This window comes from Variovorax sp. UC74_104 (assembly GCF_044055375.1).
Classification (GTDB): Bacteria; Pseudomonadota; Gammaproteobacteria; order Burkholderiales; family Burkholderiaceae_C; genus Variovorax.
Map to the genome: position 1 here is coordinate 1,341,749 of NZ_CP171978.1, position 25,280 is coordinate 1,367,028.

General features: G+C 68.1%; 21 protein-coding genes and 2 pseudogenes. 9 read left to right on the plus strand and 14 right to left on the minus strand.

The features are described 5' to 3' along the window. The first annotated feature begins 73 nt into the window (after positions 1 to 73). Both gshA and ACHMXA_RS06370 read left to right on the plus strand, forming a co-directional pair. Positions 74 to 1,405, plus strand: coding sequence for a glutamate--cysteine ligase (gene gshA, locus ACHMXA_RS06365; protein WP_395319412.1), 1,332 nt, complete (start codon positions 74 to 76; stop codon positions 1,403 to 1,405). A 168-nt stretch (positions 1,406 to 1,573) separates the two neighbouring features. Beyond that, a complete protein-coding gene (locus ACHMXA_RS06370) occupies positions 1,574 to 3,442 on the plus strand; it encodes a potassium transporter Kup (protein ID WP_176665960.1) in 1,869 nt (622 codons plus the stop codon). Between the two features lie 13 nt (positions 3,443 to 3,455). On the opposite strand, the gene ACHMXA_RS06375 is transcribed toward ACHMXA_RS06370, so the two are convergent. Together ACHMXA_RS06375 and ACHMXA_RS06380 are read right to left on the minus strand one after the other, a co-directional pair. After that, positions 3,456 to 4,379, minus strand: coding sequence for a polysaccharide deacetylase family protein (locus tag ACHMXA_RS06375; protein WP_395319414.1), 924 nt, complete (start codon positions 4,377 to 4,379; stop codon positions 3,456 to 3,458). Positions 4,380 to 4,392: 13 nt separating this feature from the next. After that, complete coding sequence (locus ACHMXA_RS06380; RefSeq protein ID WP_395319416.1) at positions 4,393 to 4,821, minus strand: nuclear transport factor 2 family protein; 429 nt, start codon at positions 4,819 to 4,821, stop codon at positions 4,393 to 4,395. A gap of 265 nt (positions 4,822 to 5,086) precedes the next feature. Between ACHMXA_RS06380 and gshB the strand changes: the two genes are divergently transcribed. Continuing rightward, the gene (gene gshB / locus ACHMXA_RS06385; protein WP_395319418.1) at positions 5,087 to 6,034 is read left to right on the plus strand and encodes a glutathione synthase; all 948 of its coding nucleotides are present in this window, start codon (positions 5,087 to 5,089) and stop codon (positions 6,032 to 6,034) included. Between the two features lie 33 nt (positions 6,035 to 6,067). On the opposite strand, the gene ACHMXA_RS06390 is transcribed toward gshB, so the two are convergent. From ACHMXA_RS06390 to ACHMXA_RS06405, 4 genes are all read right to left on the minus strand, one after another. Continuing rightward, the gene (locus ACHMXA_RS06390; protein ID WP_395319420.1) at positions 6,068 to 8,287 is read right to left on the minus strand and encodes a TonB-dependent receptor; all 2,220 of its coding nucleotides are present in this window, start codon (positions 8,285 to 8,287) and stop codon (positions 6,068 to 6,070) included. Between the two features lie 112 nt (positions 8,288 to 8,399). Beyond that, positions 8,400 to 9,167, minus strand: a complete 768-nt coding sequence (locus tag ACHMXA_RS06395) for a class II glutamine amidotransferase (protein ID WP_093203832.1) — start codon at positions 9,165 to 9,167, stop codon at positions 8,400 to 8,402. A 53-nt stretch (positions 9,168 to 9,220) separates the two neighbouring features. Beyond that, complete coding sequence (locus tag ACHMXA_RS06400) at positions 9,221 to 10,360, minus strand: ABC transporter substrate-binding protein (protein WP_395319423.1); 1,140 nt, start codon at positions 10,358 to 10,360, stop codon at positions 9,221 to 9,223. Positions 10,361 to 10,433: 73 nt separating this feature from the next. Then, positions 10,434 to 11,921: a DHA2 family efflux MFS transporter permease subunit gene (locus ACHMXA_RS06405; protein WP_395319425.1), complete on the minus strand. Its 1,488-nt coding sequence runs from the start codon at positions 11,919 to 11,921 to the stop codon at positions 10,434 to 10,436. A 135-nt stretch (positions 11,922 to 12,056) separates the two neighbouring features. On the opposite strand from ACHMXA_RS06405, the gene ACHMXA_RS06410 reads away from it, so the two are divergent. Continuing rightward, positions 12,057 to 13,427 carry a putative zinc-binding metallopeptidase gene (locus ACHMXA_RS06410; protein WP_395319427.1) on the plus strand — a complete coding sequence of 457 codons (1,371 nt, stop codon included), beginning with the start codon at positions 12,057 to 12,059 and terminating at the stop codon, positions 13,425 to 13,427. On the opposite strand, the gene ACHMXA_RS06415 is transcribed toward ACHMXA_RS06410, so the two are convergent. The 4 genes and pseudogenes from ACHMXA_RS06415 to ACHMXA_RS06430 all read right to left on the minus strand — a co-directional run bounded on the left by ACHMXA_RS06415 (position 13,418) and on the right by ACHMXA_RS06430 (position 16,185). Beyond that, positions 13,418 to 13,657, minus strand: a complete 240-nt coding sequence (locus ACHMXA_RS06415; RefSeq protein ID WP_395319429.1) for a cysteine-rich CWC family protein — start codon at positions 13,655 to 13,657, stop codon at positions 13,418 to 13,420. The two genes, ACHMXA_RS06410 and ACHMXA_RS06415, sit on opposite strands and share 10 nt — an antisense overlap. Beyond that, a pseudogene (locus tag ACHMXA_RS06420) lies at positions 13,654 to 14,911 on the minus strand (6-phosphofructokinase). Before ACHMXA_RS06420 ends, ACHMXA_RS06415 begins: the two are co-directional and overlap by 4 nt. A gap of 57 nt (positions 14,912 to 14,968) precedes the next feature. Beyond that, positions 14,969 to 15,784, minus strand: coding sequence for an enoyl-CoA hydratase-related protein (locus ACHMXA_RS06425; protein ID WP_395319431.1), 816 nt, complete (start codon positions 15,782 to 15,784; stop codon positions 14,969 to 14,971). Positions 15,785 to 15,816: 32 nt separating this feature from the next. Beyond that, a complete protein-coding gene (locus ACHMXA_RS06430) occupies positions 15,817 to 16,185 on the minus strand; it encodes a DUF2917 domain-containing protein (RefSeq protein ID WP_395319433.1) in 369 nt (122 codons plus the stop codon). An 82-nt stretch (positions 16,186 to 16,267) separates the two neighbouring features. Here ACHMXA_RS06430 and ACHMXA_RS06435 point away from each other — a divergent pair, with 82 nt between their 5' ends. Then, positions 16,268 to 17,203, plus strand: coding sequence for a LysR substrate-binding domain-containing protein (locus tag ACHMXA_RS06435; protein WP_395319435.1), 936 nt, complete (start codon positions 16,268 to 16,270; stop codon positions 17,201 to 17,203). Between the two features lie 22 nt (positions 17,204 to 17,225). On the opposite strand, the gene ACHMXA_RS06440 is transcribed toward ACHMXA_RS06435, so the two are convergent. Then, positions 17,226 to 17,741 carry a fasciclin domain-containing protein gene (locus tag ACHMXA_RS06440; protein ID WP_256099054.1) on the minus strand — a complete coding sequence of 172 codons (516 nt, stop codon included), beginning with the start codon at positions 17,739 to 17,741 and terminating at the stop codon, positions 17,226 to 17,228. A gap of 474 nt (positions 17,742 to 18,215) precedes the next feature. On the opposite strand from ACHMXA_RS06440, the gene ACHMXA_RS06445 reads away from it, so the two are divergent. From ACHMXA_RS06445 to ACHMXA_RS06455, 3 genes are all read left to right on the plus strand, one after another. Then, positions 18,216 to 18,440, plus strand: a complete 225-nt coding sequence (locus ACHMXA_RS06445) for a hypothetical protein (protein ID WP_019655612.1) — start codon at positions 18,216 to 18,218, stop codon at positions 18,438 to 18,440. Beyond that, the gene (locus tag ACHMXA_RS06450; protein ID WP_395319438.1) at positions 18,433 to 19,212 is read left to right on the plus strand and encodes a hypothetical protein; all 780 of its coding nucleotides are present in this window, start codon (positions 18,433 to 18,435) and stop codon (positions 19,210 to 19,212) included. Before ACHMXA_RS06445 ends, ACHMXA_RS06450 begins: the two co-directional genes overlap by 8 nt. Before the next feature lie 77 nt (positions 19,213 to 19,289). Further along, complete coding sequence (locus tag ACHMXA_RS06455) at positions 19,290 to 19,727, plus strand: EamA family transporter (RefSeq protein WP_395321238.1); 438 nt, start codon at positions 19,290 to 19,292, stop codon at positions 19,725 to 19,727. Here ACHMXA_RS06455 and ACHMXA_RS06460 read toward each other — a convergent pair. Both ACHMXA_RS06460 and ACHMXA_RS06465 read right to left on the minus strand, forming a co-directional pair. Then, positions 19,717 to 20,988: an MFS transporter gene (locus ACHMXA_RS06460; protein ID WP_395319440.1), complete on the minus strand. Its 1,272-nt coding sequence runs from the start codon at positions 20,986 to 20,988 to the stop codon at positions 19,717 to 19,719. The genes ACHMXA_RS06455 and ACHMXA_RS06460 overlap by 11 nt on opposite strands. 133 nt (positions 20,989 to 21,121) lie before the next feature. After that, the gene (locus ACHMXA_RS06465) at positions 21,122 to 23,296 is read right to left on the minus strand and encodes a malate synthase G (RefSeq protein WP_395319442.1); all 2,175 of its coding nucleotides are present in this window, start codon (positions 23,294 to 23,296) and stop codon (positions 21,122 to 21,124) included. Between the two features lie 211 nt (positions 23,297 to 23,507). On the opposite strand from ACHMXA_RS06465, the pseudogene hisC reads away from it, so the two are divergent. Beyond that, positions 23,508 to 24,491, plus strand: a pseudogene (gene hisC, locus ACHMXA_RS06470) (histidinol-phosphate transaminase); the annotation flags it as partial. A gap of 12 nt (positions 24,492 to 24,503) precedes the next feature. Here hisC and ACHMXA_RS06475 read toward each other — a convergent pair. Further along, positions 24,504 to 25,244 carry an IclR family transcriptional regulator gene (locus ACHMXA_RS06475; RefSeq protein WP_395319444.1) on the minus strand — a complete coding sequence of 247 codons (741 nt, stop codon included), beginning with the start codon at positions 25,242 to 25,244 and terminating at the stop codon, positions 24,504 to 24,506. Between the last annotated feature and the right edge of the window lie 36 nt (positions 25,245 to 25,280).

Genomic DNA, 25,280 nt, shown 5'->3' on the forward strand with positions numbered 1-25,280 from the left:
GTCATTGGGGCGACCAGCCCCAAATCCTACAATTCCACTCCACCTTTAAGCACAAAACCAACAAGGCCGCTGCATGGTTCCGCATCTAGTCACCGCCCTGACCGGCCCGATCAACGAACTGGAGCAGCGGGTGCTCGACTCGATGCCCGCCATCGAGCGCTGGTTCCGGCTCGAGTGGATGGAGCACACCCCGCCGTTCTACAGCGCCGTCGACATCCGCAACGCCGGTTTCAAGCTGGCTCCGGTCGATACCAACCTCTTTCCCGGTGGCTGGAACAACCTCACCAAGGAAATGCTGCCGCTGGCGGTGCAGGCCGCTCAGGCGGCCATCGAGAAGATCTGTCCGGAGGCGCGCAACCTGCTCGTCATTCCGGAAAACCACTCCAAAAACACCTTTTACCTTGCCAACGTCGCGCAACTGGTGCGCATCTTCCACATGGCGGGGCTCAACGTACGCATCGGGTCGATCGATCCGGCCATCAAGTCGCCCAAGAAGATCGAACTGCCCAACGGCGAGACCGTGACGCTCGAACCCGTCGTGCGCAGCAAGCGCCGGCTGGGGCTCAAGAACTTCGATCCCTGCACAATTCTGCTCAACAACGAGCTTTCCGCAGGAACTCCAGGCATCCTCGAGGATTTGCACGAGCAATACCTGCTGCCGCCGCTGCACGCGGGCTGGTCGGTGCGCCGCAAGAGCAACCACCTGCACAGCTACGAGGAGTTGTCGAAGCGCTTCGGCAAGCTGCTGGGCATCGACCCGTGGCTCATCAATCCGATCTATGCGCGCGCCGAGGGCGTCGACGTGGCCGAGGGCCGCGGCATCGACGTGCTCACGAGCCACGTGGACGCGGTGCTGACCAAGGTGCGCCGCAAGTACAAGGAATACGGCATCAACGAGAAGCCCTTCGTGGTCGTCAAGGGCGGCCACAGCGGAAGCGGCAGTCCCGGCGTGGTGACGGTGCGCGACGCCAAGGACGTGGAGGCGCTGATCGGCAAGCCGCGCGGCGGCGCCGGCGCCAGCGTTCCTACGGCATCCGCCAGGAACGCCGCCGGCCGCGACCTGCGCGAGCCGACCGAACTGATCGTCCAGGAAGGCGTGCTCACCAACGAGCGCGTGCACAACGGCGTGGCCGAACCGGTGGTCTACATGATGGACCGCTACGTGGTCGGCGGCTTCTATCGGGTGCACGCCGAGCGCGCCGCCGACGAGAACCTGAAGCTGCCGGGCGCCAGCTTCGTGCCGCTGGCCTTTTCTGAAAGTGCGCACTTGCCACAGCCGGGAGCCAAGCCCGGCGCCAGTGCGCCGAACCGCTTCTACATGTACGGGGTGGTCGGACGGCTGGCCATGGTGGCCGCCAGCTACGAGATGGAAGCGACCGATCCGGACGCCGAAATCTACGAGTGATTCCCGAGGGCGGCTTGCGGCGATGGCAGCCGGCGGCAAAATAGCGGCCCCACAGCAAAGGAAACAAAAGGGCGGGAGGTCCTGCAGGTGGACTAAAGTTCACATCTGTCACACCCCCGGCGTGCCTGACGCGTCGAATCGCAGCCTGTCCCTTTTCCCATCGACTTCGTGTCAGCCCCCAAAAATCTCTCAGCCGGCCTGATCGTCGGCGCCATCGGCGTCGTCTATGGCGACATCGGCACCAGCGTGCTGTACGCCGTCAAGGAAGTGTTCGGCCACGGCCACGTGCCTTTCACTGTCGAGAACGTCTACGGCATCCTGTCGATGTTCTTCTGGACGCTCACCGTCATCGTTTCCATCAAGTACGTCGTGCTCGTGCTGCGGGCCGACAACGAAGGCGAGGGCGGCCTGGTCGCCATGCTGGCGCTGGCATCGCGCGCGGTGCACGACAAGCCCAGGCTGCGCCACCTGCTGCTGGTGGTCGGCATCTTCGGCACCTCGCTCTTCTACGGCGACGGGGTCATCACCCCGGCCATCTCGGTGCTCTCGGCGGTCGAGGGCCTGGAGGTGGTGTCGCCGCACTTCACGCACTACGTCATTCCGCTCACGCTGGTCGTGCTGTTCTGCCTCTTCGTGGTGCAGAAGCGCGGCACGGCGGGCATCGGCAAGTTCTTCGGGCCGGTCACGCTGACCTGGTTCCTCGCGATCGCGGTGCTGGGCGTGTCGCAGATCCTGCACCACCCCGAGATCCTGAAGGCGCTGAACCCGTTCTACGCGCTGAAGTTCATGTGGGACAACCCCGGCACCAGCTTCATCCTGCTGGGCGCGACCGTGCTGTGCGTGACCGGAGCCGAGGCGCTCTACGCCGACCTCGGCCACTTCGGCAAGAGCCCGATCCGCATCGCGTGGTTCTCGGTGGTGATGCCGGCGCTCACGCTCAACTACTTCGGCCAGGGCGCGCTGCTGCTGGAGAACCCCGAAGCGGTGAAGAACCCGTTCTTCATGATGGCGCCCGAATGGGCGCTCATTCCGCTGGTGCTGCTGGCCACTGCCGCCACCGTGATCGCGTCGCAGGCCCTCATCACCGGCGCCTTCAGCGTCACGCGCCAGGTCATCCAGCTGGGCTACCTGCCGCGCCTGAACATCGAGCACACCAGCGTGCGCACAGCCGGCCAGATATACATTCCGCTGGTCAACTGGGGCCTGTTCGTGGCCATCGTGCTGGCGGTGGTGATGTTCCGCTCGTCGAGCAGCCTGGCCGCGGCCTACGGCATCGCGGTGACCACCGACATGCTGATCACCACGGTGCTGACCTTCTTCGTGATCCGCTATGCGTGGAAGCTGCCGCTGGCGCTGTGCATCGGCTCCACCGCGCTCTTCTTCGTCGTCGACTTCCTGTTCTTCGCGTCGAACCTGCTCAAGCTCTTCGAGGGCGGCTGGTTCCCGCTGCTGATCGGCGGCTTCGTCTTCACGTTGATGATCACGTGGAAGGAAGGCCGCCGTCTGATGGGCGAGGCGCAGCATGCCGACGCCATCGACCTGAAGTCCTTCCTCGATTCCGTGTTCGTGAGCCCGCCCGCGCGCGTCGACGGCACGGCGGTGTTCCTCACGGCCGAGCCGGGCGTGGTGCCGAACGCGCTGCTGCACAACCTGAAGCACAACAAGGTGCTGCACGAGCAGAACATGTTCGTCACCGTGCGCAACCACGAGGTGCCGTGGATTCCGATGGACAAGCGCATCGAGATCGAGGCGCTGGGCCACCACTGCTGGCAGATCATCGTGCACTACGGCTTCAAGAACGACATCGACCTGCCGCGCGCCCTCGAGAACGCGCGCATGCGCGGCTGCCAGCTGGAGCAGATGACGACGAGCTACTTCCTGTCGCGCGACGTCGTCATTCCCACGCTGGGCAGCGGCATGGCGCCGTGGCGCGAGAAGCTGTTCGCGCAGATGCACCACAACGCGAGCGGTGCGGCCGCCTTCCTGGGGCTGCCGAACAACGCGGTGGTGGAGCTGGGGTCGAAGATCGAGATCTGAGCCCGGGCGCGGCTCAGTCGAATTCCCCCGGCCGCTCCTTCTCGAGCCCGGCCACGTGCGAGGCGATCGCACCGGGCGTGGTGAACCAGATCTCGCCCCGGTCGCGCGCCTGCGCCAGCCGTGCGAGCGCCGTGCGCAGGTGCCGTAGCCGATAGGGCTGCCCCACGATGTACGGATGCAGCGCCACGCCCATCACCAGCGGCTGCGCGCGCGACTGATCGAGCATTTCCTCGAAGTTGTCGATCACCATCGCGCTGAAATCCTTCGCGTCCATCAGGCGGCCGACGATCATCGGAATGTCGTTGAGCTCCTGCGGGTACGGCACCGACCAGAGCGATCCGCCGCCGCGCGTGCGCATGCGCAGCGGCTGGTCGTCGTGGCACCAGTTGAGCGTGTAGCCGTAGCCGGTCTCGGCCAGCAGGTCGGGCGTGACGGCGCTTTCGGAGATCCACGGCGAGAGCCAGCCCGCGGGCGCCTGTCCGCTCTCGCGCAGCATCCGCTCGCGGCAGCGCAACAGCAGCGCGCGCTCGTGTTCCTCGTCGAGCACGCCCTGGCGCTCGGCGTTGCTGTGGCCATGGCCGATCAGTTCGTCGCCGCGCGCCACGAGCGCCTGGACCAGCTCCGGGCAGTGGTCGTACAGCGCGGTGTTGACGAGCGCCCCGGTCGGCAGCGCGAGCGAATCGAACAGTTCGAGACAGTGCCACGCGCCCACGCGATTGCCGTATTCGCGCCAGCCGTGGTTGAGCACGTCGGGCTGCGGCGAGGCCGGGCCGATGCATGCGCCCAGCCCGTCGCCGAAGGCGAAATGCTCGACATTGAAGCCGATGTACACCGCCAGCCGCGCGCCGTTCGGCCATGCGTAGTCGGGCCGCCGGGTGATCGGCCGGTAGTCGAAGCGGTCGTGCGTGGGGAGCCGGTCGGGCCAGCGCGTGCTCATTCGGGTGGCCTCATCACAGCGCGGCGAGGCCGGCGCGCACCAGCAGCCATTCGGCGCTGTCGTTCCACACGTCCATCTGCACGATCAGGCCGTGGCGCACCACGTAGCGGTCGACGTACCGGTTGCCCTCGAAGGCCGTGCCGTCGGGCCACGCACCGTAGAGCGTGCCGAGGCTGTAGACCACCGTTTCCTCGGGCGTGCCGCCGGCCACCGTTTCGGTGCGCTCGATCTTCTTCTTGACCCAGGCGTAGCGCCTGGCGTTGAAGGCCGAGGTGTCGGCCGGCGCGTGCATCGGGCGGTTGCCGGTGAAGCGGATGCGGATGTCGGGCGCCGTGAAGCGCGAGGCCGACTGCGGGTCCGGAATCATCACCAGGCGCAGGAATTCGTCGACCACGGCGGCGGGATCGAGCGCAGGGCCGCCCTGCGAAATGGATGTGTCCACGAGGTTCTCCGGGAGTTGTCGGAGGTGGAGACACGCAATTCCCGTGCCGGATGGTTGACTTTATCGGGTGCAGATTGTTGACCATCCTGTGCCGTCGGGCGCCCGGCACAATCGCCCGGATGCGCGCTGCGCGTCCAGGCCGGCCGCGGCGGGCCGAGGAGAAAAAAGCCCCCGTCGGCAAGGACATCGCCGCTTCCGGCAACATCGCGCCCCGATACCCATGCCAATGGCCGCCGCGCCCCGGCAACGCAAGAAAGAACGCCTGATGAAAAACATCCTCTTCGTCGCCGATCCGCTCGATCACTTCAAGATCTACAAGGACACGACCTTCTCGATGATGCGCGAGGCGCAGCGCCGCGGCTACCGGATCGCCGCCTGCCTGCCGCAGGACATCCAGTGGAAGTCGGGCGGCGTGGTCACGGCCACGGTGCAGCAGATCACGCTGACCGGCGACGCGAAGGACTGGTACCGCGTCGACATCTCCGAGGCCAAGGCGCTGAAGGATTTCGACGCCGTGCTCATGCGCAAGGACCCGCCCTTCGACGCCGAATACATCTACGCCACGCACCTGCTGGAGCAGGCCGAGCGCGAGGGCGCGCACGTGGTGAACAAGCCGCGGGCGCTGCGCGACCACCCCGAAAAGCTCGCGATCATGGAGTTTCCGCAGTTCACCACGCCCACGCTGGTGACGCGCAGCGCGCAGGCCGTGCGCGACTTCCACGCGGAGCACGGCGACATCATCCTCAAGCCGCTCGACGGCATGGGCGGCATGGGCATCTTCCGCGTGAAGCAGGACGCGCTGAACCTCGGCTCCATCGTCGAGACGCTCAACAAGGAGGGCGCTGAAACCATCATGGTGCAGCGCTTCGTGCCCGAGATCTCGCAGGGCGACAAGCGCATCCTCATCATCGCCGGCGAGCCCGCGCCCTTCGTGCTGGCACGCATTCCGCAGGGCACGGAGGTGCGCGGCAACCTGGCGGCGGGCGGCAAGGGCGTGGCCCAGCCGCTCACGCCGCGCAACCGCGAGATCGCCGAGACCGTGGGCCGCGCGCTGGCGCCGCGCGGGCTGCTGCTGATCGGGCTCGACGTGATCGGCGACTCGGTCACCGAGATCAACGTGACCAGCCCGACCTGCTTCCAGGAGATCACCGAGCAGACCGGCTTCGACGTGCCGGCGATGTTCATCGACGCGCTCGAAGCGACCCTGCGCTAGCAGGGCCGCTGCTCGGCGCGCCGCGGCGATCGATCAGAAGTCGATCGTGCCGCTCACCGCGAAGGTGCGCGGCGCACCCAGCACCAGGTAGTTGCTGCCCTGCGTGCCGCCCACCGAGGCCCAGTACGACTTGTTGAACAGGTTGTCGATGCGCGCGCGCAGCGTGAGCAGGCGGCCATTGCCCAGGTCGACCAGGTAGCGCGCGCCCACGTCGAAGCGCGTCCACGACGGCACCGACTGCGTGTTGGCGGCGTTGGCGTACTGCTTCGAGGTGTAGAGCACGCGGGCGTTCAGCGACAGGTTGCGCACGCCGGGCACGTCCCACTCCGCGCCGAGGTTGGCCTGCTGCCTGGCCACGCCGATGGCTGTCAGGCCGTCGGTGGCGCCGCCTTGCGTGTTCTTCTGCTTGGCGTCCAGCAGCGTCAGCCCGCCGAGCAGGCGCAGGCCCTTGGCGGGCTGGCCGAACACCGACAGCTCCAGGCCCTGGTTGCGCTGCTTGCCGTAGAGGCCGTAGGTCTGGCCCGAGTAGTAGTAGGTGGGCTGGTCGGTCGTGAAGAACACAGCGCTCGCGCCCAGCGTGCCGCCGTCGTACTTGACGCCGATTTCCTTCTGCTTGGCCTGGTACGGCGCGAAGATCTCGCCCGCGTTGGTGACGGGCAGGCCGTTGACCGTACCCGGTGCCACGTTGCCCTTGACGAGGCCTTCGATGTAGTTCGCGTAGGCCGAGACGGTCGGCGTGATCTTGAACACGACGCCGGCCACCGGCGTGGTCTTGCTCCTGTCGTAGGTGCTCGACTGCTTCAGCGTGGTGTAGGCGTAGCTGGTCTGCTCGATGGTCTGGCGGCGCGCGCCGAGCGTGACGAGCAGGCGGTCGTCCATGAACGACATGGTGTCGGCGACGGCCACGCTCGAGGTGTCGATCCGGTCGGTCAGGCGCGGGTCTTCCAGCGTGTTGCCGGTGAAGGAATTGGCGATGGGGTAGGGCGACGCGTAGGGCGCGTAGATGTTGTTGCGGATGGTGCCGCGCGAGATCGTGTAGGCGTTGTCGCGGTCGTTGCTGTACTTGGCCGCCGAGATCACCACGGTGTGCTTCACCGGGCCGGTCGCGAAGTTGCCGCGCACGCCGATCTCGGCCGTTCCGATGCGGTCCTTGCGGGTGTTGCTGAAGCGCGTGTTGCTGGTGTTGCCGAAGGCGTCGGCGAGCGTGGGGTTCGACAGCACGTTGTCCTCGTCGCTCCGGCGCACGCCGCCGGCGGCCCAGGCCGTGATGTTGTCGGTGATGTCGACTTCGCCGCGGAAGGTGGCGAACTTGTCCTTTTCCTTCGAATAGGTCCAGGGCTGGGCGAAGTTGGTGCGGGCGTCGGGTGCACGCGGGATCGGCAGCGTCGACGAAGGCGTCAGGCTCGGGCGGCCGTCCTTCAGGTCGTAATCTTGATAGCCGAAGTCGGCCGACAGTCGCACGTTGCGGTTGTGCCAGTCGAGGCCGACGTTGAAGGCGCTGAGCTGCTGGCTCTCGTTCTTCACGCCGGTGCCGCCTTCGCGGCGCACGGCGTTCAGGCGCACGCCCAGGCTGTCGTCGGGGCCGAAGCGGCGTGCCAGGTCGAGATTGACGTAGCCCTGTCCGCCGGTCTGCACGCCGAAGCCGACGCGGGTGAGCGGCTCGTTGGGCGCGCGCTTGGGCAGCAGGTTGATCGCGCCGCCGATGCCGCTGCCGCCGGGGGCTGCGCCGTTCAGGAAGGTGTTGGCGCCGCGGAAGACTTCCACGCGCTCGAAGAATTCAGAGGCAATGTACTGGCGCGGCAGCATGCCGTACAGGCCGTTGTAGGCGACGTCGTCGGAATACACCGGGAAGCCGCGCACCACGTAGAGCTCCTGGAAGTTGCCGAAGCCGCGTGCCTGGCGCACCGAGGGGTCGTTGAGCAGCACGTCGGCCACGCTCTTGGCCTGCTGGTCCTGGATCAGCTCGTTGGTGTAGTTGGTGCTGGAGAAGGGCGTGCTCATCATGTCCTGGTTGCCCAGGATGCCGACGCGCCCGCCGCGGGACACCTGTCCGCCGGCGTAAGGCTTGGTCAGACCCTCGGCCGAGGCGTCGGCGCTGGCTTCGACGGTCACGGTAGAGAGCGTGCCGCCGCTGGAAACCACCGGCCCCGCGGGTTCTGTGGCGGTGGTCTGCTGGGCCAGGGCCGCTGCCGCGTTCAGCGCGAGCAGCGTTGCGGCCACGGTCGGCCGGAGATGGAAAAAGGAAGCGGGCATGAACGGTTCTGTTTGCAAATGAGAACCGTTATTGTTTACTTTTATGAACCCGCCCGTCGATACTTTCGTGCAATGCCGCCAAAAAATGTCGGGCTAAAGAGCGGCTTCGGCCTCAGCGTCCGACGCGCTGCCCGTCCACGAACACCTGCAGTTCGCCCGGCGCGAACTGCGTCCACGTCTCGTTGGTGGTGAGCGGCGCGGTCACGACCACGGCGACGCGGTCGTTGGGCGTGGTGTGCTGCGCGAAGTCGATCTCCAGGTCTTCGTCCGACAGCTGCGCCGTCACGAAGGGGTGGCGGCGCTCCACGTACCAGAGGTTGGTCGAGGCATGCGCCCACAGCGCCTGCCCGTTGGACAGCATGAAGTTGAAGGTGCCGTGGCCCGCCAGTTGCGGTGCCAGTTCGCGCAGGGTGAGCGTCAGCTCCTCGATGCTCGGCACGCCCGCGTGCGACTTGGCCAGCTCCTGCATGATCCAGCAGAAGGCATGCTCGCTGTCGGTGTTGCCCACCGGGTGGAAGTTGCCGTGCAGGCGCGGGCGGAACTCCTTCAGGTCGCCGTTGTGGGCGAATACCCAGTAGCGCCCCCACAGCTCGCGCACGAAGGGGTGGCAGTTCTGCAGGTTGACCTCGCCCTGCGTCGCCTTGCGGATGTGGGCGATGACGTTGCGGCTCTGGATGGGGTAGCGCCTGATCAGATCCGCCACCGGCGATTCGCTCGCCGGCTGGTGATCGACGAAGTGGCGCAGCCCGCGGTCCTCGAAGAACGCGATGCCCCAGCCGTCGGCATGGTGGTCGGTGCGGCCGCCGCGCTGCGCGAACCCCGTGAAGCTGAAGGTCACGTCGGTCGGCGTGTTGCAGTTCATTCCTAGCAATTGGCACATGGCGCTATTAGAGCGCGAGTGCCGGCCGACCGGACGGCGGATCCGTTCGCCGTTCAGCGCACGAAGCGGCCTTCGGGCGTGACCCGCACCATTTCGATGAAGCGCGAGCCGGTGGCGTTGCCGGTGGAGAAATCGATGTCCATGCCGGCCAGGCGGAGCTTGAGCGCGCGCAGCGTCGCATGCAGGCGGGCGCGCGTCAGGTCGCGGCCGGTGCGCTTGAGCGCCTCGATCATCACCAGCCCGTTCAGGTAGCCCTCGAAGCTGCCGTAGCCCACCGGCACCTGTGCCCGCTCCGCCAGCCGGCGATAGTCGCGCGTCACGGTCTCCACCTCGCCCCAGGGATAGGGCATGACTTGCGAGATCGCGAGGCCGCCTGCCTGCAGGGCCACCACCTTGGCCGTGACTTCGCCCGGCACGATCGACATGCCGTAGAACATCGGCTTGCTGCCGGCGGCGTAGGTGGCCTTGATCACTTCGCCGGCCACGGTGCCGGCCAGGTACATCAGGATGGCCTGCGACTGGCTGTCTGCCAGCGCTTTGCCGGCTGCGGCGGCGTCGGAGCCGTCGCCCTTGGCGACCACCTTGGCCGTCGGCACCAGCTTGTGGGGGACCATGGCCGCCTCGATCAGCTTGACCGCCTCGGCGCCGCCGGGGTTGTCGAGATGGGCGATCGCGATCTTGTTCACGCCGATGGTCGCCAGGTGCTCGACCAGGGCCTGCGCTTCACGGGCGTTGCTGGCGCGCACGAAGTAGGCCGAGCCCGCGACGCGTTCGCGCGCGCTGTCGCCCACCCCGTAGCCGCCCACGCTCGGTGCGCCGCTCTGCTGCAGCAGCTTGGCGGCGGCGGCCGTGGTGCCCGAGCCCACGCAGCCGAAGAAGGCGAACACGCGATGGTCGTTCAGCAGCTTGGTGTAGTTTTCCAGCGCCTTGTCGGCCTTCAGTTCGTCGTCCAGCGCCACCATCTTGATCTTGCGCCCGTTCACGCCGCCCTGTTCGTTGACGGCATCGAACGCCAGCGCGGCGCCGTTGTGCACGACCTTGATCTGCGATCCGAGCGGACCGCTCAGGACGGCCGAACTGCCGAGCACGACTTCACCGTCGCTCACCCCCGTTTCGGCGGCTTGCACGGAGGAGAGCCGAGCGAGCCCGGCGGCGGCCACCGCCGTCGAGGCGATAAAACTTCTGCGTTGCATGTAACACCCATCCCAGCTGATTTAACAAATTCTCACAATTAGAGATGATGGGTGCTTTCGTGCTACTTGGTGCTTACCCTTGTTGTGGCGTGCGGCGCAACTGCCACGCCGCGCAGATGGCCAGCGCGCAAAGGCCGGCGAGCATCGCGAAGACCTCGTCGAAGGCCGCGAGCCGCGCCGGGCTGGTCATCGGGTTGGCCAGCGAATCGCCGTGCGCCGCGAGGCGCCACTCCAGCACGATGGCGCACAGGCTCACGCCCGCCGCGCCGCCGAGCATGCGCACGAAGTTGATCGCGCTCGCGCCCTGCGGGATCAGCGGCTTGGCCAGCGGCCGCATCGAGCCCAGGTTGAGCGAGGGCAGGATGAAGCCCAGCCCGATGCGCCCGATGATCGCGAACGCCACCAGCAGCCACAGCGCGCTGTCGAGCCGCAGCACCATCATCAGCGCGAACGAGGCCGCCAGCAGCGCGAGCCCGATGGTCACCAGCACCCAGGTCGGGTGCTTGTCGGCCAGCCGGCCCACGCCCGCGATGGTGAGCGCCAGCACGACGCCCGCCGGCAGCAGGATGGTGCCCACGTGCGAGGCCGACAGGTGCAGCCCCACCTGCATGTACACCGGCAGCAGGTAGGTCGAGCCGAAGAGCGCCGTGCCGTAGATGAAGGCCACCACGCTCCCCATCGCGAACTGCCGGTAGCGGAAGAGCGCAAGGTTCATCAGCGGCGTGCCGCCCGAGGCCGCCAGCCGCCGCTGCCACCACACGAAGACGCCGAACGATGCCAGCGCGCCTGCCAGCAGCAGCGCCGCCTGCAGCGGCGAATCGCCGCGCAGCGCCACAAGGCCGTTGAGCAGGCACAGCGTGCCGACCGTGCCCAGCGCCAGTCCGCGTGCGTCGAGGCCGTCGCCGCGCGCGGCTGCCACGCCGCCGGGCGCGGTCTTGGGCACGAACTTGTAGGCCAGCCACAGCGACGCGAGGCAGAACGGCACCACCATGAAGAAGATCGAGCGCCAGCCGAACAGATCGACCAGCACGCCGCCGATGCTCGGCCCGATGGCCGGCGCCAGCACCACGCCCATGCCGAAGATGCCGCTCGCGCGGCCCTGCTCGTGCGGCTCGAAAGCGCGCAGGATGATGATGGCCGGAATGGGCTGCACCACGCCCGCGGCCAGCCCCTCGGCCACGCGCGCGAACAGCACCAGCGAGAAATCGTTGGCCACGCCGCCCACGATGCCGCCCACCAGCAGCAGGACCATCGTGCCCACGTAGGTGCGGCGGTAGCCGTAGCGCGACAGCAGCCACGGCGTGGTGAGCATCGACACCGTCATCGCCACCATGAAGCCCGAGCTCACCCACTGCGCGCGTTCCTGGCCGAGCGAGAAGTGGTGGCTCATGCCCGGGATCGCCACGTTGACGATGGTCGAGGACATGATCGACGCCATCGTCCCCACCATCACCGACAGCAGCAGGTACCAGCGGTAGCGTTCGCCATAGCGCTGGCGCAGCGTGCCGATGGAGGGCGGGGCCGGCGTGCTCGCGGCTTCTGGGGTCTGAGGGGAGGTCATGGGGGCGGCGGAATGTCTCGGGTCCGTCGTCCTACAAGCATATCGGGCTTTGCGCGGCGGGAATCGCAGCGGGCAGGCCCAAAATCCCAGCGCTGTCCCCTCTGCGTCAAGAAGATGAACCAAGTCGACAACAGCATGAACGCTTCATCCGGCGAACAAGCCGATGCCCAGCCCGCCGCGCCAGGAGACGCGGAAGGCGCGATCACTCCCGCGGCCGGGCAGGCCGCACCCGCTCTCGCGGCCGAGCCGGCCGCGTCCACCCTCGCCACCGAACTCGCCGCGCCCACCGTCAGCCGCGCCTACCGCTGCCAGTGCGAGCGCCCCATCTTCCTGCGCAACAGCGAATGCCTGGCCTGCCATACGCCGCTGGGCTACGTGATCGAGCGGCTCGGCGTGATGCCGCTCGCGCCGGCAGCAGGCGAGGGCGCGCAGCCCGACACCTTCACCGTGTTCGGCGATCCGCACGGCAAGACCTACCGCCGCTGCGCGAACTTCCTGACGCCGGCCGGCTGCAACTGGATGGTGCCCGCCGCGCGCGAGGGCGAACAGTTGCCGCCCGATACCCACGGCCTCGCGCCCGGCTACTGCCTGGCCTGCAGCGTCACGCGCACCATTCCCGATCTTTCGGTGGAAGGCAACGGCGAGCTGTGGCGCAAGCTGGAGACCGCCAAGCGCAGGCTGATCTCGCAGCTGCTCGCGCTGGGCCTGCCGGTGGTGAGCCGCCACGCCGATGCCGTCCACGGGCTGGCCTTCGACTTCCTCAGCAACACGCCGGGCGGCCCGCACGTGATGACCGGCCACCAGGACGGCGTGATCACCCTCAACGCCGAGGAGGCCGAGGACGCCGTGCGCGAGCGCATCCGAGCCGAGATGCGCGAGCCCTACCGCACGCTGCTGGGCCACTTCCGCCACGAGGTCGGCCACTACTACTGGGACCTGCTGGTGCAGCCCACGCAATGGATCGACGACTTCCGTGCGCTCTTCGGCGACGAGCGCGCCGACTACGCCGCCGCGCTGCAGACGCACTACGAGCAGGGCCCGCCGCCCGACTGGGCCGACCGCTTCGTGAGCAGCTACGCAAGCACGCACCCGTGGGAAGATTGGGCCGAGACCTGGGCCCACTACCTGCACATGGCCGACACGGCCGACACGGCGATCAGCTTCGGCGTCGACGCGACCAACGTCGAGCTCACGAGCGACCTCTTCACTCCTGCCGACCTGTGGCAGCCCGACGACCCCGACGCCGGCAAGTTCCTCGACTTCATCAACGGCTGGGTGCTGCTCACCAACGTGCTCAACGAGCTGTCGCGCAGCATGGGGCAGCCCGACTACTACCCCTTCGTGCTGCCGCGCGCGGCGGTGGGCAAGCTGCAGTTCATCCACCGCGTGATCACGCAGCAGCGGCCGGGCGATGCGCCCTCGATGGTGGTGGCCGCCGACGTGGCCGAGTCCGCGCCGGAGCCGGCGCAAACAGAAGCGCCGCAGCTGGCCCCTGGTCAGTCCTGAGGCGCGGCGCCCGTCGCGCAGCGCATGCAGATGCATGCGAGCCCGCGCATCTCTTCCGGCAGGTTGGTGAGCGGCGCCTTGCTGAAGTCGACCTGCATGCACCAGCACGGCGGCTGCGCCTGCCCGGTCTCGCGCTCGATCTCCATCGCGCAGCGGTTCGCCTCGCCGCACAGCGGGCAGCGCGTGGCGTCGATCAGGCTGGCCGGAGCCTCTGCCGTGGTGGACATCATGAAATCTCGAAGGCCGGCAGCTTCTTCGCGACGATGCCGTTGCGCAGCGTCGCGTACATCGGCAGCCCGCCGCTGTAGGCGGGGTAGTCCTCGCCCTCGATCAGCGGCAGCAGGTAGCGGCGGCACTTCTCGGTGATGCCGTAGCCGTCGTCGGAGATGAAGTCGCGCGGCATCGGCTTCTCGACGTTGGCGACCGATTCGAGCGGCGCGCTGCCCAGGCGGTAGGCGTAGGGCGCGTCGGAGATGCGCTCGATGGTCGGCATCACCGCGTTGCGGCCCTCCAGCGCGAGTTCGACCGCGCGCTGCCCCAGTTCGTAGGCCTGCCGCACGTCGGTGGCCGATGCGATGTGCCGCGCCGCGCGTTGCAGGTAGTCGGCCACGGCCCAGTGGAACTTGTGGCCCAGCGCGTCCTTGACCATCTGCGCCACCACCGGCGCCGCGCCGCCGAGCTGCGCGTGGCCGAAGGCGTCGCGCGTGCCCTGCTCGGCGAGGAAGGTGCCGTCGGGGTGATGGCAGCCCTCGGACACCACCACCGAGCAGTAGCCGTGTTGCTTCACCAGCTCGTCCACGCGCGCGAGGAAGCGCGCCTTGTCGAATTCGATCTCGGGGGAACAGCACCACCACCGGAATGCCCTGGTCCGCCGCGAGCCCGCCGGCCGCCGCGATCCAGCCCGCGTGCCGCCCCATCACCTCGAGCACGAACACCTTGGTGGAGGTGGCCGCCATCGAGCGCACGTCGAAGGAGGCCTCGATGGTCGACACCGCCACGTACTTCGCGACCGAGCCGAAGCCGGGGCAGCAGTCCGTCAGCGGCAGGTCGTTGTCGATGGTCTTGGGCACGTGGATGGCCTGCAGCGCGTAGCCCATCGACTGCGAGAGCTGGCTCACCTTGAAGCAGGTGTCGGCCGAATCGCCGCCGCCGTTGTAGAAGAAGTAGCCGATGCCGTGCGCCTTGAACACCTCGATCAGCCGCTCGTACTCGCGGCGGTTCTTTTCCAGCGACTTGAGCTTGTAGCGGCACGAACCGAAGGCGCCCGATGGCGTGGTGCGCAGCGCCGCGATGGCTTCGGCCGATTCGGCGCCGGTGTCGATCAGCTCCTCGGCCAGCGCGCCGATGATGCCGTTGCGCCCGGCGTAGAGCTTGCCGATGCGGTCAGGGTGGCGGCGCGCCGTCTCGATCACGCCGCAGGCCGAGGCGTTGATGACCGAGGTGACGCCGCCCGACTGGGCGTAGAAGGCGTTGGGGATGGACATGCGCGGCATTGTCCTGCAGCCCCCAGGCCGGCGCCAGTGGACGCCGGTGTCGGAATGTCAGCGGTTCTCGAAGACCGGCGGGCGCTTCTGCAGGAAGGCGCTCACGCCCTCGCGGAAGCTGGGCTTGTCGATCAGCTCGCGCTGGCGCTCGCTCTCGTAGTGCAGCTGTTCCTTCAGCGTGTGGCGCTCCGAAGCCTCGAAGGCTTCGCGCGCCTCGATCACCGCGTGCGCCGGCAGGCGGGCCAGGCGCTGCGCGATGCCCTTGGCCTCTTCGAGCAGTTGCCCGTCATCCACGCAGGCCCAGATCAGGCCCCATTGCACTGCGCGGCCCGCGCCCACGCGCTCGTCGAGCAGTGCCATGCCCATGGCGCGGGCTCGGCCGGCGCGACGCGGAATGGCCCAGGTGCAGCCCAGGTCCGGCACGATGCCCAGCTTCGGCAGGAAAGGCAGGTAGAAGTAGGCGCTGCGTGCCGCGATGGTCACGTCGGCCGCGAGCGCCAAGCCCACGCCCGCACCGGCGGCCGGACCGTTCACCGCCGCGACCACCGGCACCGGCAGCGTGCGCAGCGTCTCGATCAGCGGATTGCTCAGACTCTGCATCCACTCGGCGGTCTGCGTGCCGAGCGACTTGCCCTCTTCGGGCGGCGCCATCGCGCTCAGGTCGGCGCCCACGCAGAAGGCCTTGCCGGCGCCGGTGAGGATCACGGCGCGCACCGATCGGTCGTCGCGGATGCGTTCCAGCGCGTCGCGCAACTCGACCTGCAGGCCGTGCGCGATGGGGTTGAGCTTGGCGGGCAGGTTCAGCGTCAGCGTTGCGATGCCGTCGGCCTGCTCCTGGAGGATGAAGGGTTGTGCGGGGGTGTCGGAACTCATGGCATCGATGGTTCGATGCGCATGGGGCCCGGTCAAGCCGGGGACAACCCGTGGGGCCGCAGTCGCCATGGCGACCATGCGCGCGGCGAAGGCGCGGGCAGCGGCATTGCGGCCGGGCGTGCGTCCGACACCGTGATGCACGACGGCTCCAGCGCCGACACCAGCACGCGCCGGTGGTCGCCGCCCTCGAAGCGCTCGCCGGGCTCCAGCACGATGTCGCGCGTGTCGCTGTCGATGGTGATCCACACCGAGCCGCTGCGGCATTCGATGCCCACGCCTGCGCCGTCGGGCACGGCGAAGACCGAGCGCTTCGGCAGGCTCACATGGAAGCGGGAAGTGCTGGACGAGAAAGTCACGGAGGGAAAGGAAGAAGAGGTGGAAGAGGAGGACGAGGTGCTCATGGCAAGCTCCATTGCATTCACTATGCGAATGAATATAGTGAGCCGAGTCCCTCTTTGCACACGGTCATTTGGAACTCGTTGCATGCGTACAGAGAATGCGAAAGCCCCCGGCGCCGTCGGCGGCGAACTTCCCCCGCTCGAACTGCTGCGCAGCTTCGAGGCGGCAGCGCGACGGCTGAGCTTCACGCTGGCGGCCGCCGAACTGCACCTCACGCAGTCGGCCGTCAGCCGGCAGATCCAGCAGCTGGAGGCCAGCCTGGGCGTGCTGCTGTTCGAGCGTCGCCACCGCGCGCTGTCGCTCACCGAGGCCGGCGGCGTGCTGCAGCGCGCCGTCACCGACAGCCTGGAGCGTTTGCGCGACGCCACCGCGCGGGTGCGCGCGAGCTCCGCGCCGCGGCAGGTGGCGATCACCACCACGCCGGGCTTCGCGTCGATCTGGCTCATACCGAAGCTGGCGCGCTTCACCGGCAGCCATCCGCAGGTCGACGTGCGCGTGTCGGCCACGCTGGACGTGCTCGACCTGGAAAGCAGCCGCATCGACCTCGCGGTGCGCTTCGTGCCCATCGGCCGTGGCGTGGGGCCGGCGCTGTTCGAGGAGTCGGTGATCCCGCTGTGCGCGCCGCAGGTGGCTGCATCGCTGCGCGAGCTGTCCGATTTCTCGAAGCTCACGCTGCTGACGGTCGAGTACCCCGACCACGGCGAAGCGCCCACCGCCGACTGGGAGCCCTGGCTCAAGGTGATGGGGCTGGACGACCTGCGCATGAAGAGCACGCTGCGCTTCACGCAGTACGCCGATGCCGTCTCGGCCGCAGTGGCGGGCCAGGGCGTGGTGATAGGCCGGCTGCCGCTGCTGAGCGAGCTGGTGCGCGACGGCCGGCTCGTGGCGCCGCTGGGCGAGGGCGTTGCCTCGCACCGCGGCTACTTCATCGAGATGTCCAGGCGCGCCGCGGGCAACCGCGACGCGCAGGAGTTCGCGCAGTGGCTGCGCGACGAGGCCGAGGCCGCGCAGCGCAATTGACGAAAGCGCAGAGCCGGGTCGGTCAACCCGGCAGCAGCACCTTGTTCACGACGTGGATCACGCCGTTCGACTGGTAGACGTTGGCGATCGTCACCGTCGCCGTGCCGCCCTTGGCGTCGGTCACCAGCACGTTGCCGCCGCTCATCGTCGCTGTCAGCGTGCCGCCGCTCGCGGTCTTCAGCGTGGCCTTGCCGCCGCCTGCGTTGATCGCGCTCATGAGCGCAGCGCCATCGAGCTTGCCGGGCACCACGTGGTAGGTCAGCACCTTGGTCAGCGTGGGCTTGTTCTCGGGCTTGAGCAGCGTGTCCACCGTGCCGGCGGGCAGCGCCGCGAAGGCCGCGTTGGTGGGCGCGAACACGGTGAAGGGGCCGGGGCTCTTCAGCGTGCCGACGAGATCGGCTGCCTTCACGGCGGCGACCAGCGTGGTGTGGTCCTTCGAGTTCACGGCGTTGTCGACGATGTCCTTCGTCGGGTACATCGGCGCGCCGCCGACCATCGGGTTCGATGCGCCGCTGCTGCTGTTGCCGCTCATGCCCATGCCGCCTGCGCAGGCTGCGAGAAGGACAGAGACGCTGGCTGCGATCACGAGTTTCTTCATTGAAGTCTCCTGGAAAGATGATGGATGGTTCGTTCTCGAGGCTCTCTGTGGAAACCGCCAACAGCTCGGAGGCGCGATGCGCTTGAACCTGATACGCCACCTGCGCGCGATTGGATTCATTCGCCTGCCACGTAGGCTTTGCGCCACACAAGCGATGCGCGGCACTTGCGCATCGAACGCGTGCTCGACAGAATCCGCCCTTCGTTTTTCAGCAACAGTTTTTGCTCCCTTCGCGCCCGGCGACGATCGACCTCCCGGGTGCCACACCAATCCAATGAACCGTTTCCTGAACACCTGACCCGCACACCGACCGCCCCGGCCGGACGTGCATCCATGCATCCGCCGAGGCCCATCGACAAAGGCCCCGCGCAGCCATTCGCCGGGGCTTTTTTGTTTTTCGGAGTGTGTGCACATATGAGTGCTCAACGAAGGGCCCGCGACGACGACAAGCGTCTGGGCCGGTTCTATTTCTCGGTGCCGAACGCGGCACCCCGCAACCCCGTGGTGGCCGCACTGGCACGCCGTGAAGCGAGCCAGAAGGCCGGCCGCCACCTGCGCACCCACAGTGCCGAGCGGCGCGCGCAGAAGGTGGCGCTGCAGAAGGCAGCGCGCAGCATCGGGAGGTCCGACGATGCGTGAAGACATGGACAAGGTCATCGTCGAGCGGCCGCGAAGCGGCTGGCGTGTGCAGGGCGACGGACGCAAGTGGCGCAACGGCAAGGAGGCAGGTTCGCGCATCGGCATGAAGCGCGGCTACAAGCACAGAAAGTGGCTCAACGAAAACCTCGCGCCGCTCAAGCGCTGGCTGCACAAGCAGGTGCACCGGCCTTGGGACAAGGTGTATGCGGAGCTGTGCAGCGGCATCGACAAGCGCAGCACCGTGCAGGCGCACATCTTCGAGCACATCGAGGACTTCGTGGACCGCGGCGCGGTGATGCGAGATGGCGAAGTGCTGGTGCGCGCTTCCCGGTGGGGGCGCGGCGATCGCGTTCCGCTGGAGGAGGCCTCCAGGGTGGAGCTTTTCGTGCATCCGGTCACCGGCATCCTGCTGCCCAATCGACGCGTCGCACAGGCGCGGCAGCGCGAACGCGGCGAGAGGAACGGGCAGCATGGAAAGAATGAGGAGCTGTCGTTCGTCGAGATCGACGAACTCACGCAATGGCACCGCGTAAACGGCGACTGGTTCGAGATCACCTTGGCAACCACGCCGCCGATGAAGGCGCCCGGTGTCTGGGACAAGCGTTTCGACGTGCTGCGACGCTGCTTCGTCAGGACCACGTGTGCATGGGGCCGGCCGGAGTTCGGCGAGTCGAGCAACCAAGTCATGTACGGTCGCCCCGACGTCTATGCCGCAACCAAGCGCCAGCTCAGCCGCAAGGAGATCCGCGCGCGCCTGGGCGAAGACGCCTGACGCCGTTCGTCAGGTAGAGCAAAGTCGCATCGCGCATGATGAAGACGCCCGCGCTGTCGCCGATGAAAGAAAGCACGATGAACCTCGCCGCCTCGAACTGGTTTCTCTGGGCCGTCCTGTCGGCCGTCTTTGCCGCGCTGACGGCCATCCTCGCCAAGCTCGGCCTGGCCGGCGTCGATTCCGACATGGCGACGCTGGTGCGCACCGTGGTCATCTTCGCGGTGCTGCTCGTGTTCGTGAACGCCACCGGCAAGTGGACGAACCCGCTGCAGCTGTCGCCGCGCACCTGGCTCTTTCTCGTGCTCTCGGGGCTCGCGACCGGCGCGTCGTGGGTCTGCTACTTCCGCGCGCTCAAGGTGGGCGATGCCTCGCGCGTCGCGCCGGTCGACAAGCTCAGCGTGGTGCTGGTCGTGCTCTTCGCCGTGATGTTCCTCGGCGAGCGGCCCTCCGGCCGCGAATGGGCGGGCGTGGCGATGATCGCGGGCGGCGTGCTGATGCTCGCGATCAAGCGCTGAGCTGCGCCGCCGGCCGTGCGGACGCACGCGGCAGCAGGAAGAACGCCAGGTTGCCCGCGGCCAGCATGCCCGCCACCGTGAAGAACACAGCGCGGAACGGCTCGACGCCATTCGCCACGGCCCACGACGCGGCCACGCCGGTGGTCCACTGCATCAGCGAGACGCCGAGGAACATCGCCATGTTCATCAGCGCCATCGCGCGCCCCGTCATCGCGGCCGGGTAGGCGTTCTTGGTGTACGCGTACTGCAGCACGCTGTAGCCCGAGAGAAGGCCGTAGACGATCGGCAGGCCGATGTCGATCGCACGCGAATGCGTCAGCGCCATCGCGCCGAACATCAGCGTGCCCGCGAGCGCGCAGCCCATCATCCAGCGCGTGCGCCGCGCGCCTCCCGGGTCCATGCGGCCGAAGAGCGTGGGGCTGATCATGCCGGCGACCGTCATCACCAGCGCGACGTTGCCGCTCGCCACCAGCGAGAGGCCGTGCCGCTCGTGCAGCACCGGGCCGAGCCACAGCCCGCGCAGCGTGATGAAGGCCGCGTACGACACGCAGGCGAAGCACAGCAGTCCCAGCGTATGCGGCATCGCGAACAGCGGGAGCAGCTCGCGCACGGCCTTGCGCAGCGACTGGCGCTCCGCCCGTTCCGGCAGCGCGATATCGGCCGCGCGCGCAGGCTCGCGCACGCGCCAGAAGATCAGCAGCCACGAAAGCACCGCGAACGCCGCCAGCACCGCATAGCCCACGCGCCACGACGAAGCCTCGATCAGCAGCGCCAGCGGCGTGCCGGTGAACAGGATGCCCATGCCAGCCAGGCTCATCACCAGCCCCGACATCGCAGTGAAGCGCGAGGCATCGAAGTGCCGCGCGATGAACACCGTGCAGGCCAGGAAGGCCGGCGCGCAGCCCACGCCGACCAGCGCCTGCCCCAGCAGCAACGCGTGGAAGTTCGGCGCCATCGCGCACAGCACCGCGCCCGCGACGGCCAGCGGAAAGGCCGTCAGCACCGTGCGGCGCACGCCGAAGATGTCGATCGACACGCCCATCGCGAGCTGCATGATCCCGAACATGAAGTGGAAGGTGCCCGCCCAGGTGCCGAGCTGCTGCGGCGTGAGCCCGAAGTGGCTGGTGAGCGGCGTGGCCATCATGGCCCCGACGGTGCGGAAGGCCTGGCTCAGGGCGAAGGCGGTGGCCAGGGCCACGAGCATGGCGGCCGTGGAGGAAGACCAGCGCGGCGGAGGCGGCGATGCCGCGTTCGTGTTCATCGGGGAAGAAGGGCGGGAGGCGAAGGGGACCTCGTCGATGCTAACGGCAGGCCGCCCATCATGCAGAACGGCGCCCGAGGGCGCCGTTCGTGCGTGCGTCAGGCCCGGCGCGACGCCGGGCCGGCGAAGGAGATCAGGCCTCGCCCTTCACCTTCAACCGCCACGCATGCAGCAGCGGCTCCGTGTACCCGCTCGGCTGCTCGATGCCTTTGAACACCAGGTCCTGCGCCGCCTTGTAGGCAGCCGAGGCCGTGAAGTTGCCGGCCATCGGCTGGTACAGCGGATCGCCCGCGTTCTGCTCGTCGACCACCTTGGCCATGCGTTGGAAGGTTTCGTCGACTTGCGCCTTCGTCACCACGCCGTGCAGCAGCCAGTTGGCGATGTGCTGGCTGGAGATGCGCAGCGTGGCGCGGTCTTCCATCAGGCCGACGTTGTGGATGTCGGGCACCTTGGAGCAGCCCACGCCCTGGTCGATCCAGCGCACCACGTAGCCGAGGATGCCCTGCACGTTGTTGTCGATTTCCTGCTGGCGCTCTTCGGCGCTCCACTTGGCTTCGGCGGCGATCGGCACCTGCAGCAGGGCGTTGAGGATGTTGTCGCGCTCGGCGTCGGCGTCGATCTTCTCCAGCTCCTGCTGCACCGCGGTCACGCTGACCTGGTGATAGTGCAGCGCGTGCAGCGTGGCGGCGGTGGGCGAGGGCACCCAGGCGGTGTTGGCGCCGGCCTTGGGGTGGCCGATCTTCTGCTCGAGCATGGCGGCCATCAGGTCGGGCATGGCCCACATGCCCTTGCCGATCTGAGCCTTGCCGCGCAGGCCGCTGGACAGGCCGACGAGCACGTTGTTCTTTTCGTAGGCGCCGATCCACGCGCTGGACTTCATGTCGCCCTTGCGGATCATCGGGCCGCCCTGCATGGCGGTGTGCATCTCGTCGCCGGTGCGATCGAGGAAGCCGGTGTTGATGAAGGCCACGCGCGCGGCGGCCTCGGCGATGCAGGCCTTGAGGTTCACGCTGGTGCGGCGCTCCTCGTCCATGATGCCCAGCTTCACGGTGTTGGCGGGCAGGCCCAGCAGCTGCTCGACGCGGCCGAACAGTTCGCTGGCAAAGGCCACTTCGGCCGGGCCGTGCATCTTCGGCTTGACGATGTAGATGCTGCCGGTGCGCGAGTTGCCCTTGCGCTTGAGGTCGATGGTGGCGATGGTGGTGGTGACCACGGCGTCGAGGATGCCTTCCGGAATTTCCTTGCCGCCTTCGTACAGCACGGCCGGGTTGGTCATCAGGTGGCCCACGTTGCGCAGGAACATCAGCGAGCGGCCGTGCAGCTTCAGGGGCTTGCCGTCGGCACCGGTGTATTCGCGGTCGGGGTTCAGGCCGCGGGTGAAGGTCTTGCCGCCCTTGGCGACTTCTTCCGTGAGCGTGCCCTCGACGATGCCCAGCCAGTTCGAGTAGGCGACCACCTTGTCGGCCGCGTCGACCACGGCCACCGAGTCTTCCAGGTCGAGGATGGTCGACAGCGCGGCTTCGAGCACCAGGTCGCTCACGCCGGCCGCGTCGCTCTTGCCGATGGGCGTGGAGCGGTCGATGCGGATGTCGAGGTGGATGCCGTTGTGCTTCAACAGCACCGACGAAGGCGCGGCGGCGTCGCCCTGGTAGCCGACGAACTGCGAGGCATCGGCCAGGCCGGTGCTGCTGCTCTGCAGCGCGACGACCAGCTTGCCGTCCTTCACGCTGTAGCCGGTGGCGTTCTTGTGCGAGCCGTTGATCAGCGGCGCGGCCTGGTCGAGCACGTTGCGCGCGAACTCGATGACCTTGGCGCCGCGCACCGGGTTGTAGCCCTTGCCCTTCTCGGCGCCGCCGGTCTCGGGAATCGCGTCGGTGCCGTAGAGCGCGTCGTACAGCGAGCCCCAGCGGGCGTTGGCCGCGTTCAGCGCATAGCGTGCGTTGAGGATCGGCACCACCAGCTGCGGGCCGGCCTGCAGCGCGAGTTCGGAGTCGACGTTCGCGGTCGTGGCCTTCACGCCCTTGGGCTGGGGCAGCAGGTAGCCGATCTTCTCGAGGAAGGCGCGGTACGCCGGCATGTCGGCGATGGGGCCGGGGTTCTTCTTGTGCCAGGCGTCGAGCTCGCTCTGCAGGCGGTCGCGCTCGGCGAGCAGGGCGACGTTCTTCGGCGCGAGGTCGTGGACGATGGCGTCGAAGCCCTTCCAGAAGACGTCGCTGGCCACGCCGCTGGCGGGGAGGACCTTGTCCTCGATGAAGCGATGGAGCTCGGTCGCGACCTGGAGGCCGTGGGCGGTGGTGCGGGCGGTCATGTGGGTTTCTCCTTGAGAAAGATGCAATCCTGGGATGAACTTTATTCGATACTTTGCTGGCGAGTAAGAGCCTGAATCGGGATTTATCCGTGACAAAAATAGAGGTAATCGACGGGCGCTCCCTGGGGGCGCAAAGGGTAGGCACTGATAAGAAGGCCCAAGCTGCCGGATATATTTAACTTCTTAAGTAAATCCGCGATTTCAGCGCCCAGCTTCCATGATCCTCCTGGCCTCCAATGAAAACCCCCTGGGCATGCCCGAGTCGGCCCGCCGCGCCGCTGCCGAAGCGCTCGCGGGCGCCGGCAACTACCCCGACAGCAACGGCACCGCGCTGAAGAACGCGCTGGCCGCCCGGCTCGACGTGCCCGCCGACTGGCTCACGCTGGGCAGCGGATCGAGCGAGATCCTGGAACTCGCGGCGCAGGTGAGCCTGAAGCCGGGCGAGGGCGTCGTGTATTCGCAGTACGGCTTCATCGTCTACGCGCAGGCCGCCGCGCATGCCCATGCGCACGCAACTGTCGTGCCGTCGCGCGACTTCGGCCACGACCTCGACGCGATGCGCGCGGCCATCGGCGAGGACACGAAGCTGGTGTTCGTCGCCAACCCCAACAACCCGACCGGCACCTTCATCGACGCCGCGCCGCTGCTGGCCTTCCTGCAGTCGGTGCCCGCGCACGTGACGGTGCTGCTGGACGAGGCCTACACCGAATACCTCGCGCCCGCGCAGCGCTACGACAGCATCGAATGGGTGCGGCGCCTGCCCAACCTGATCGTGGCTCGCACCTTCTCCAAGGCCTTCGGGCTGGCGGGGCTGCGCATCGGTTACGGCGTGTCGCAGCCGACGCTCGCGGCGCGCATGAACGCGCAGCGCCCGCGCTTCAACGTGACGACCCCGGCGCAGGCCGCCGCGGTGGCCGCGCTGGCCGACACGGACTTCCTCGCGCGCACTTATGAACTCAACACGGCCGGGCGCGACCAGCTCGCCGCCGGCTTCAAGGCGCTGGACCTCGAATACGTTCCCTCGTCCGGCAACTTCCTGATGGTGCGGGTCGGCGATGCGCAGGCGGTGCATGCGCGCCTGCTGGCCGCCGGCATCGAGGTCTCGCTGCTGGGACCCTACGGCCTGCCCGAGTGGCTGCGCGTCAGCATCGGGCTGCCCGAGCAGAACCAAGCGGTGCTGGCCGCGCTGCGTTGACCGGTCGCTTGCTCAGACCTGTCCGCTGAGCTCCTTCGCTGCCGCACGCACCGGCTCGATGTAGCCCTCGTCGTAGCGATGCGTGGGCATCGTCAGCGTGACCGCGGCCGCGAGGCTGCCGTCGGCATGGAACACCGGCGCCGAGATGCCGGCCAGCTCGGCGGTGCGGTCGCCCACCAGCGCGCACCAGCCCTGCGCGCGGATGGTGTCGTAGAGCTTGCGCTCCTTCGCGCCGCGCGGCAGCTCGTCCTGCGGGCCGAAGGCGATCAGCACGCGCGCGCCCGCGCCGCGGTCGTTGGGCAGCAGGTCGCCGGCGCGCACGTGGTCGCGCACCACGTGCGGCGAATCGATGCGGAACTGGCACAGCCGCACCCAGCTGTCGGCCTGGGGCTGCCGCACGTGATACGCCGCGCTCTCGCCGGTGGCCGCCACCAGCGCGCGCAGCACGGGCAGCACGATGCGGTCGAGCGACTGCGACGCCGCGTAGAGGCCGTGCAGCCGCGCGATCTCCATGCCCAGCGCGTAGCGGCCGTCGTCCTGCCGGCGGATCAGCCGCGCATGCTCCAGCGAGGCCAGCAGCCGCAGCACGGTGCTCTTGTAGAGCTGCGTGCGCTCGGCGAACTGCGCGAGCGACAGCGCCTCGTCGCCCGGCTGGAAGGCCGACAGCAGGCTCAGCGCGCGATCGACCGCGGCCGCGCCGCCGGGGGCGGCATTGAGGTCGGAGACGGATTCGGTCTGGGCTTTGCGGGGCATGACAAGGAGCAGCAGGGAACGGCTTGGCTTGACAGC

Coding starts and splice junctions, on each gene's coding strand:
- gshA (WP_395319412.1), top strand. CDS start 74: ATGGTTCCGCATCTAGTCACCGCCCTGACCGGCCCGATCAACGAACTG.
- ACHMXA_RS06375 (WP_395319414.1), bottom strand. CDS start 4,379: ATGAGCACGCGCTGGCCCGACCGGCTCCCCACGCACGACCGCTTCGAC.
- gshB (WP_395319418.1), top strand. CDS start 5,087: ATGAAAAACATCCTCTTCGTCGCCGATCCGCTCGATCACTTCAAGATC.
- ACHMXA_RS06390 (WP_395319420.1), bottom strand. CDS start 8,287: ATGCCCGCTTCCTTTTTCCATCTCCGGCCGACCGTGGCCGCAACGCTG.
- ACHMXA_RS06395 (WP_093203832.1), bottom strand. CDS start 9,167: ATGTGCCAATTGCTAGGAATGAACTGCAACACGCCGACCGACGTGACC.
- ACHMXA_RS06400 (WP_395319423.1), bottom strand. CDS start 10,360: ATGCAACGCAGAAGTTTTATCGCCTCGACGGCGGTGGCCGCCGCCGGG.
- ACHMXA_RS06405 (WP_395319425.1), bottom strand. CDS start 11,921: ATGACCTCCCCTCAGACCCCAGAAGCCGCGAGCACGCCGGCCCCGCCC.
- ACHMXA_RS06410 (WP_395319427.1), top strand. CDS start 12,057: ATGAACGCTTCATCCGGCGAACAAGCCGATGCCCAGCCCGCCGCGCCA.
- ACHMXA_RS06415 (WP_395319429.1), bottom strand. CDS start 13,657: ATGATGTCCACCACGGCAGAGGCTCCGGCCAGCCTGATCGACGCCACG.
- ACHMXA_RS06425 (WP_395319431.1), bottom strand. CDS start 15,784: ATGAGTTCCGACACCCCCGCACAACCCTTCATCCTCCAGGAGCAGGCC.
- ACHMXA_RS06430 (WP_395319433.1), bottom strand. CDS start 16,185: ATGAGCACCTCGTCCTCCTCTTCCACCTCTTCTTCCTTTCCCTCCGTG.
- ACHMXA_RS06435 (WP_395319435.1), top strand. CDS start 16,268: ATGCGTACAGAGAATGCGAAAGCCCCCGGCGCCGTCGGCGGCGAACTT.
- ACHMXA_RS06440 (WP_256099054.1), bottom strand. CDS start 17,741: ATGGGCATGAGCGGCAACAGCAGCAGCGGCGCATCGAACCCGATGGTC.
- ACHMXA_RS06445 (WP_019655612.1), top strand. CDS start 18,216: ATGAGTGCTCAACGAAGGGCCCGCGACGACGACAAGCGTCTGGGCCGG.
- ACHMXA_RS06450 (WP_395319438.1), top strand. CDS start 18,433: ATGCGTGAAGACATGGACAAGGTCATCGTCGAGCGGCCGCGAAGCGGC.
- ACHMXA_RS06455 (WP_395321238.1), top strand. CDS start 19,290: ATGAACCTCGCCGCCTCGAACTGGTTTCTCTGGGCCGTCCTGTCGGCC.
- ACHMXA_RS06460 (WP_395319440.1), bottom strand. CDS start 20,988: ATGAACACGAACGCGGCATCGCCGCCTCCGCCGCGCTGGTCTTCCTCC.
- ACHMXA_RS06465 (WP_395319442.1), bottom strand. CDS start 23,296: ATGACCGCCCGCACCACCGCCCACGGCCTCCAGGTCGCGACCGAGCTC.
- ACHMXA_RS06475 (WP_395319444.1), bottom strand. CDS start 25,244: ATGCCCCGCAAAGCCCAGACCGAATCCGTCTCCGACCTCAATGCCGCC.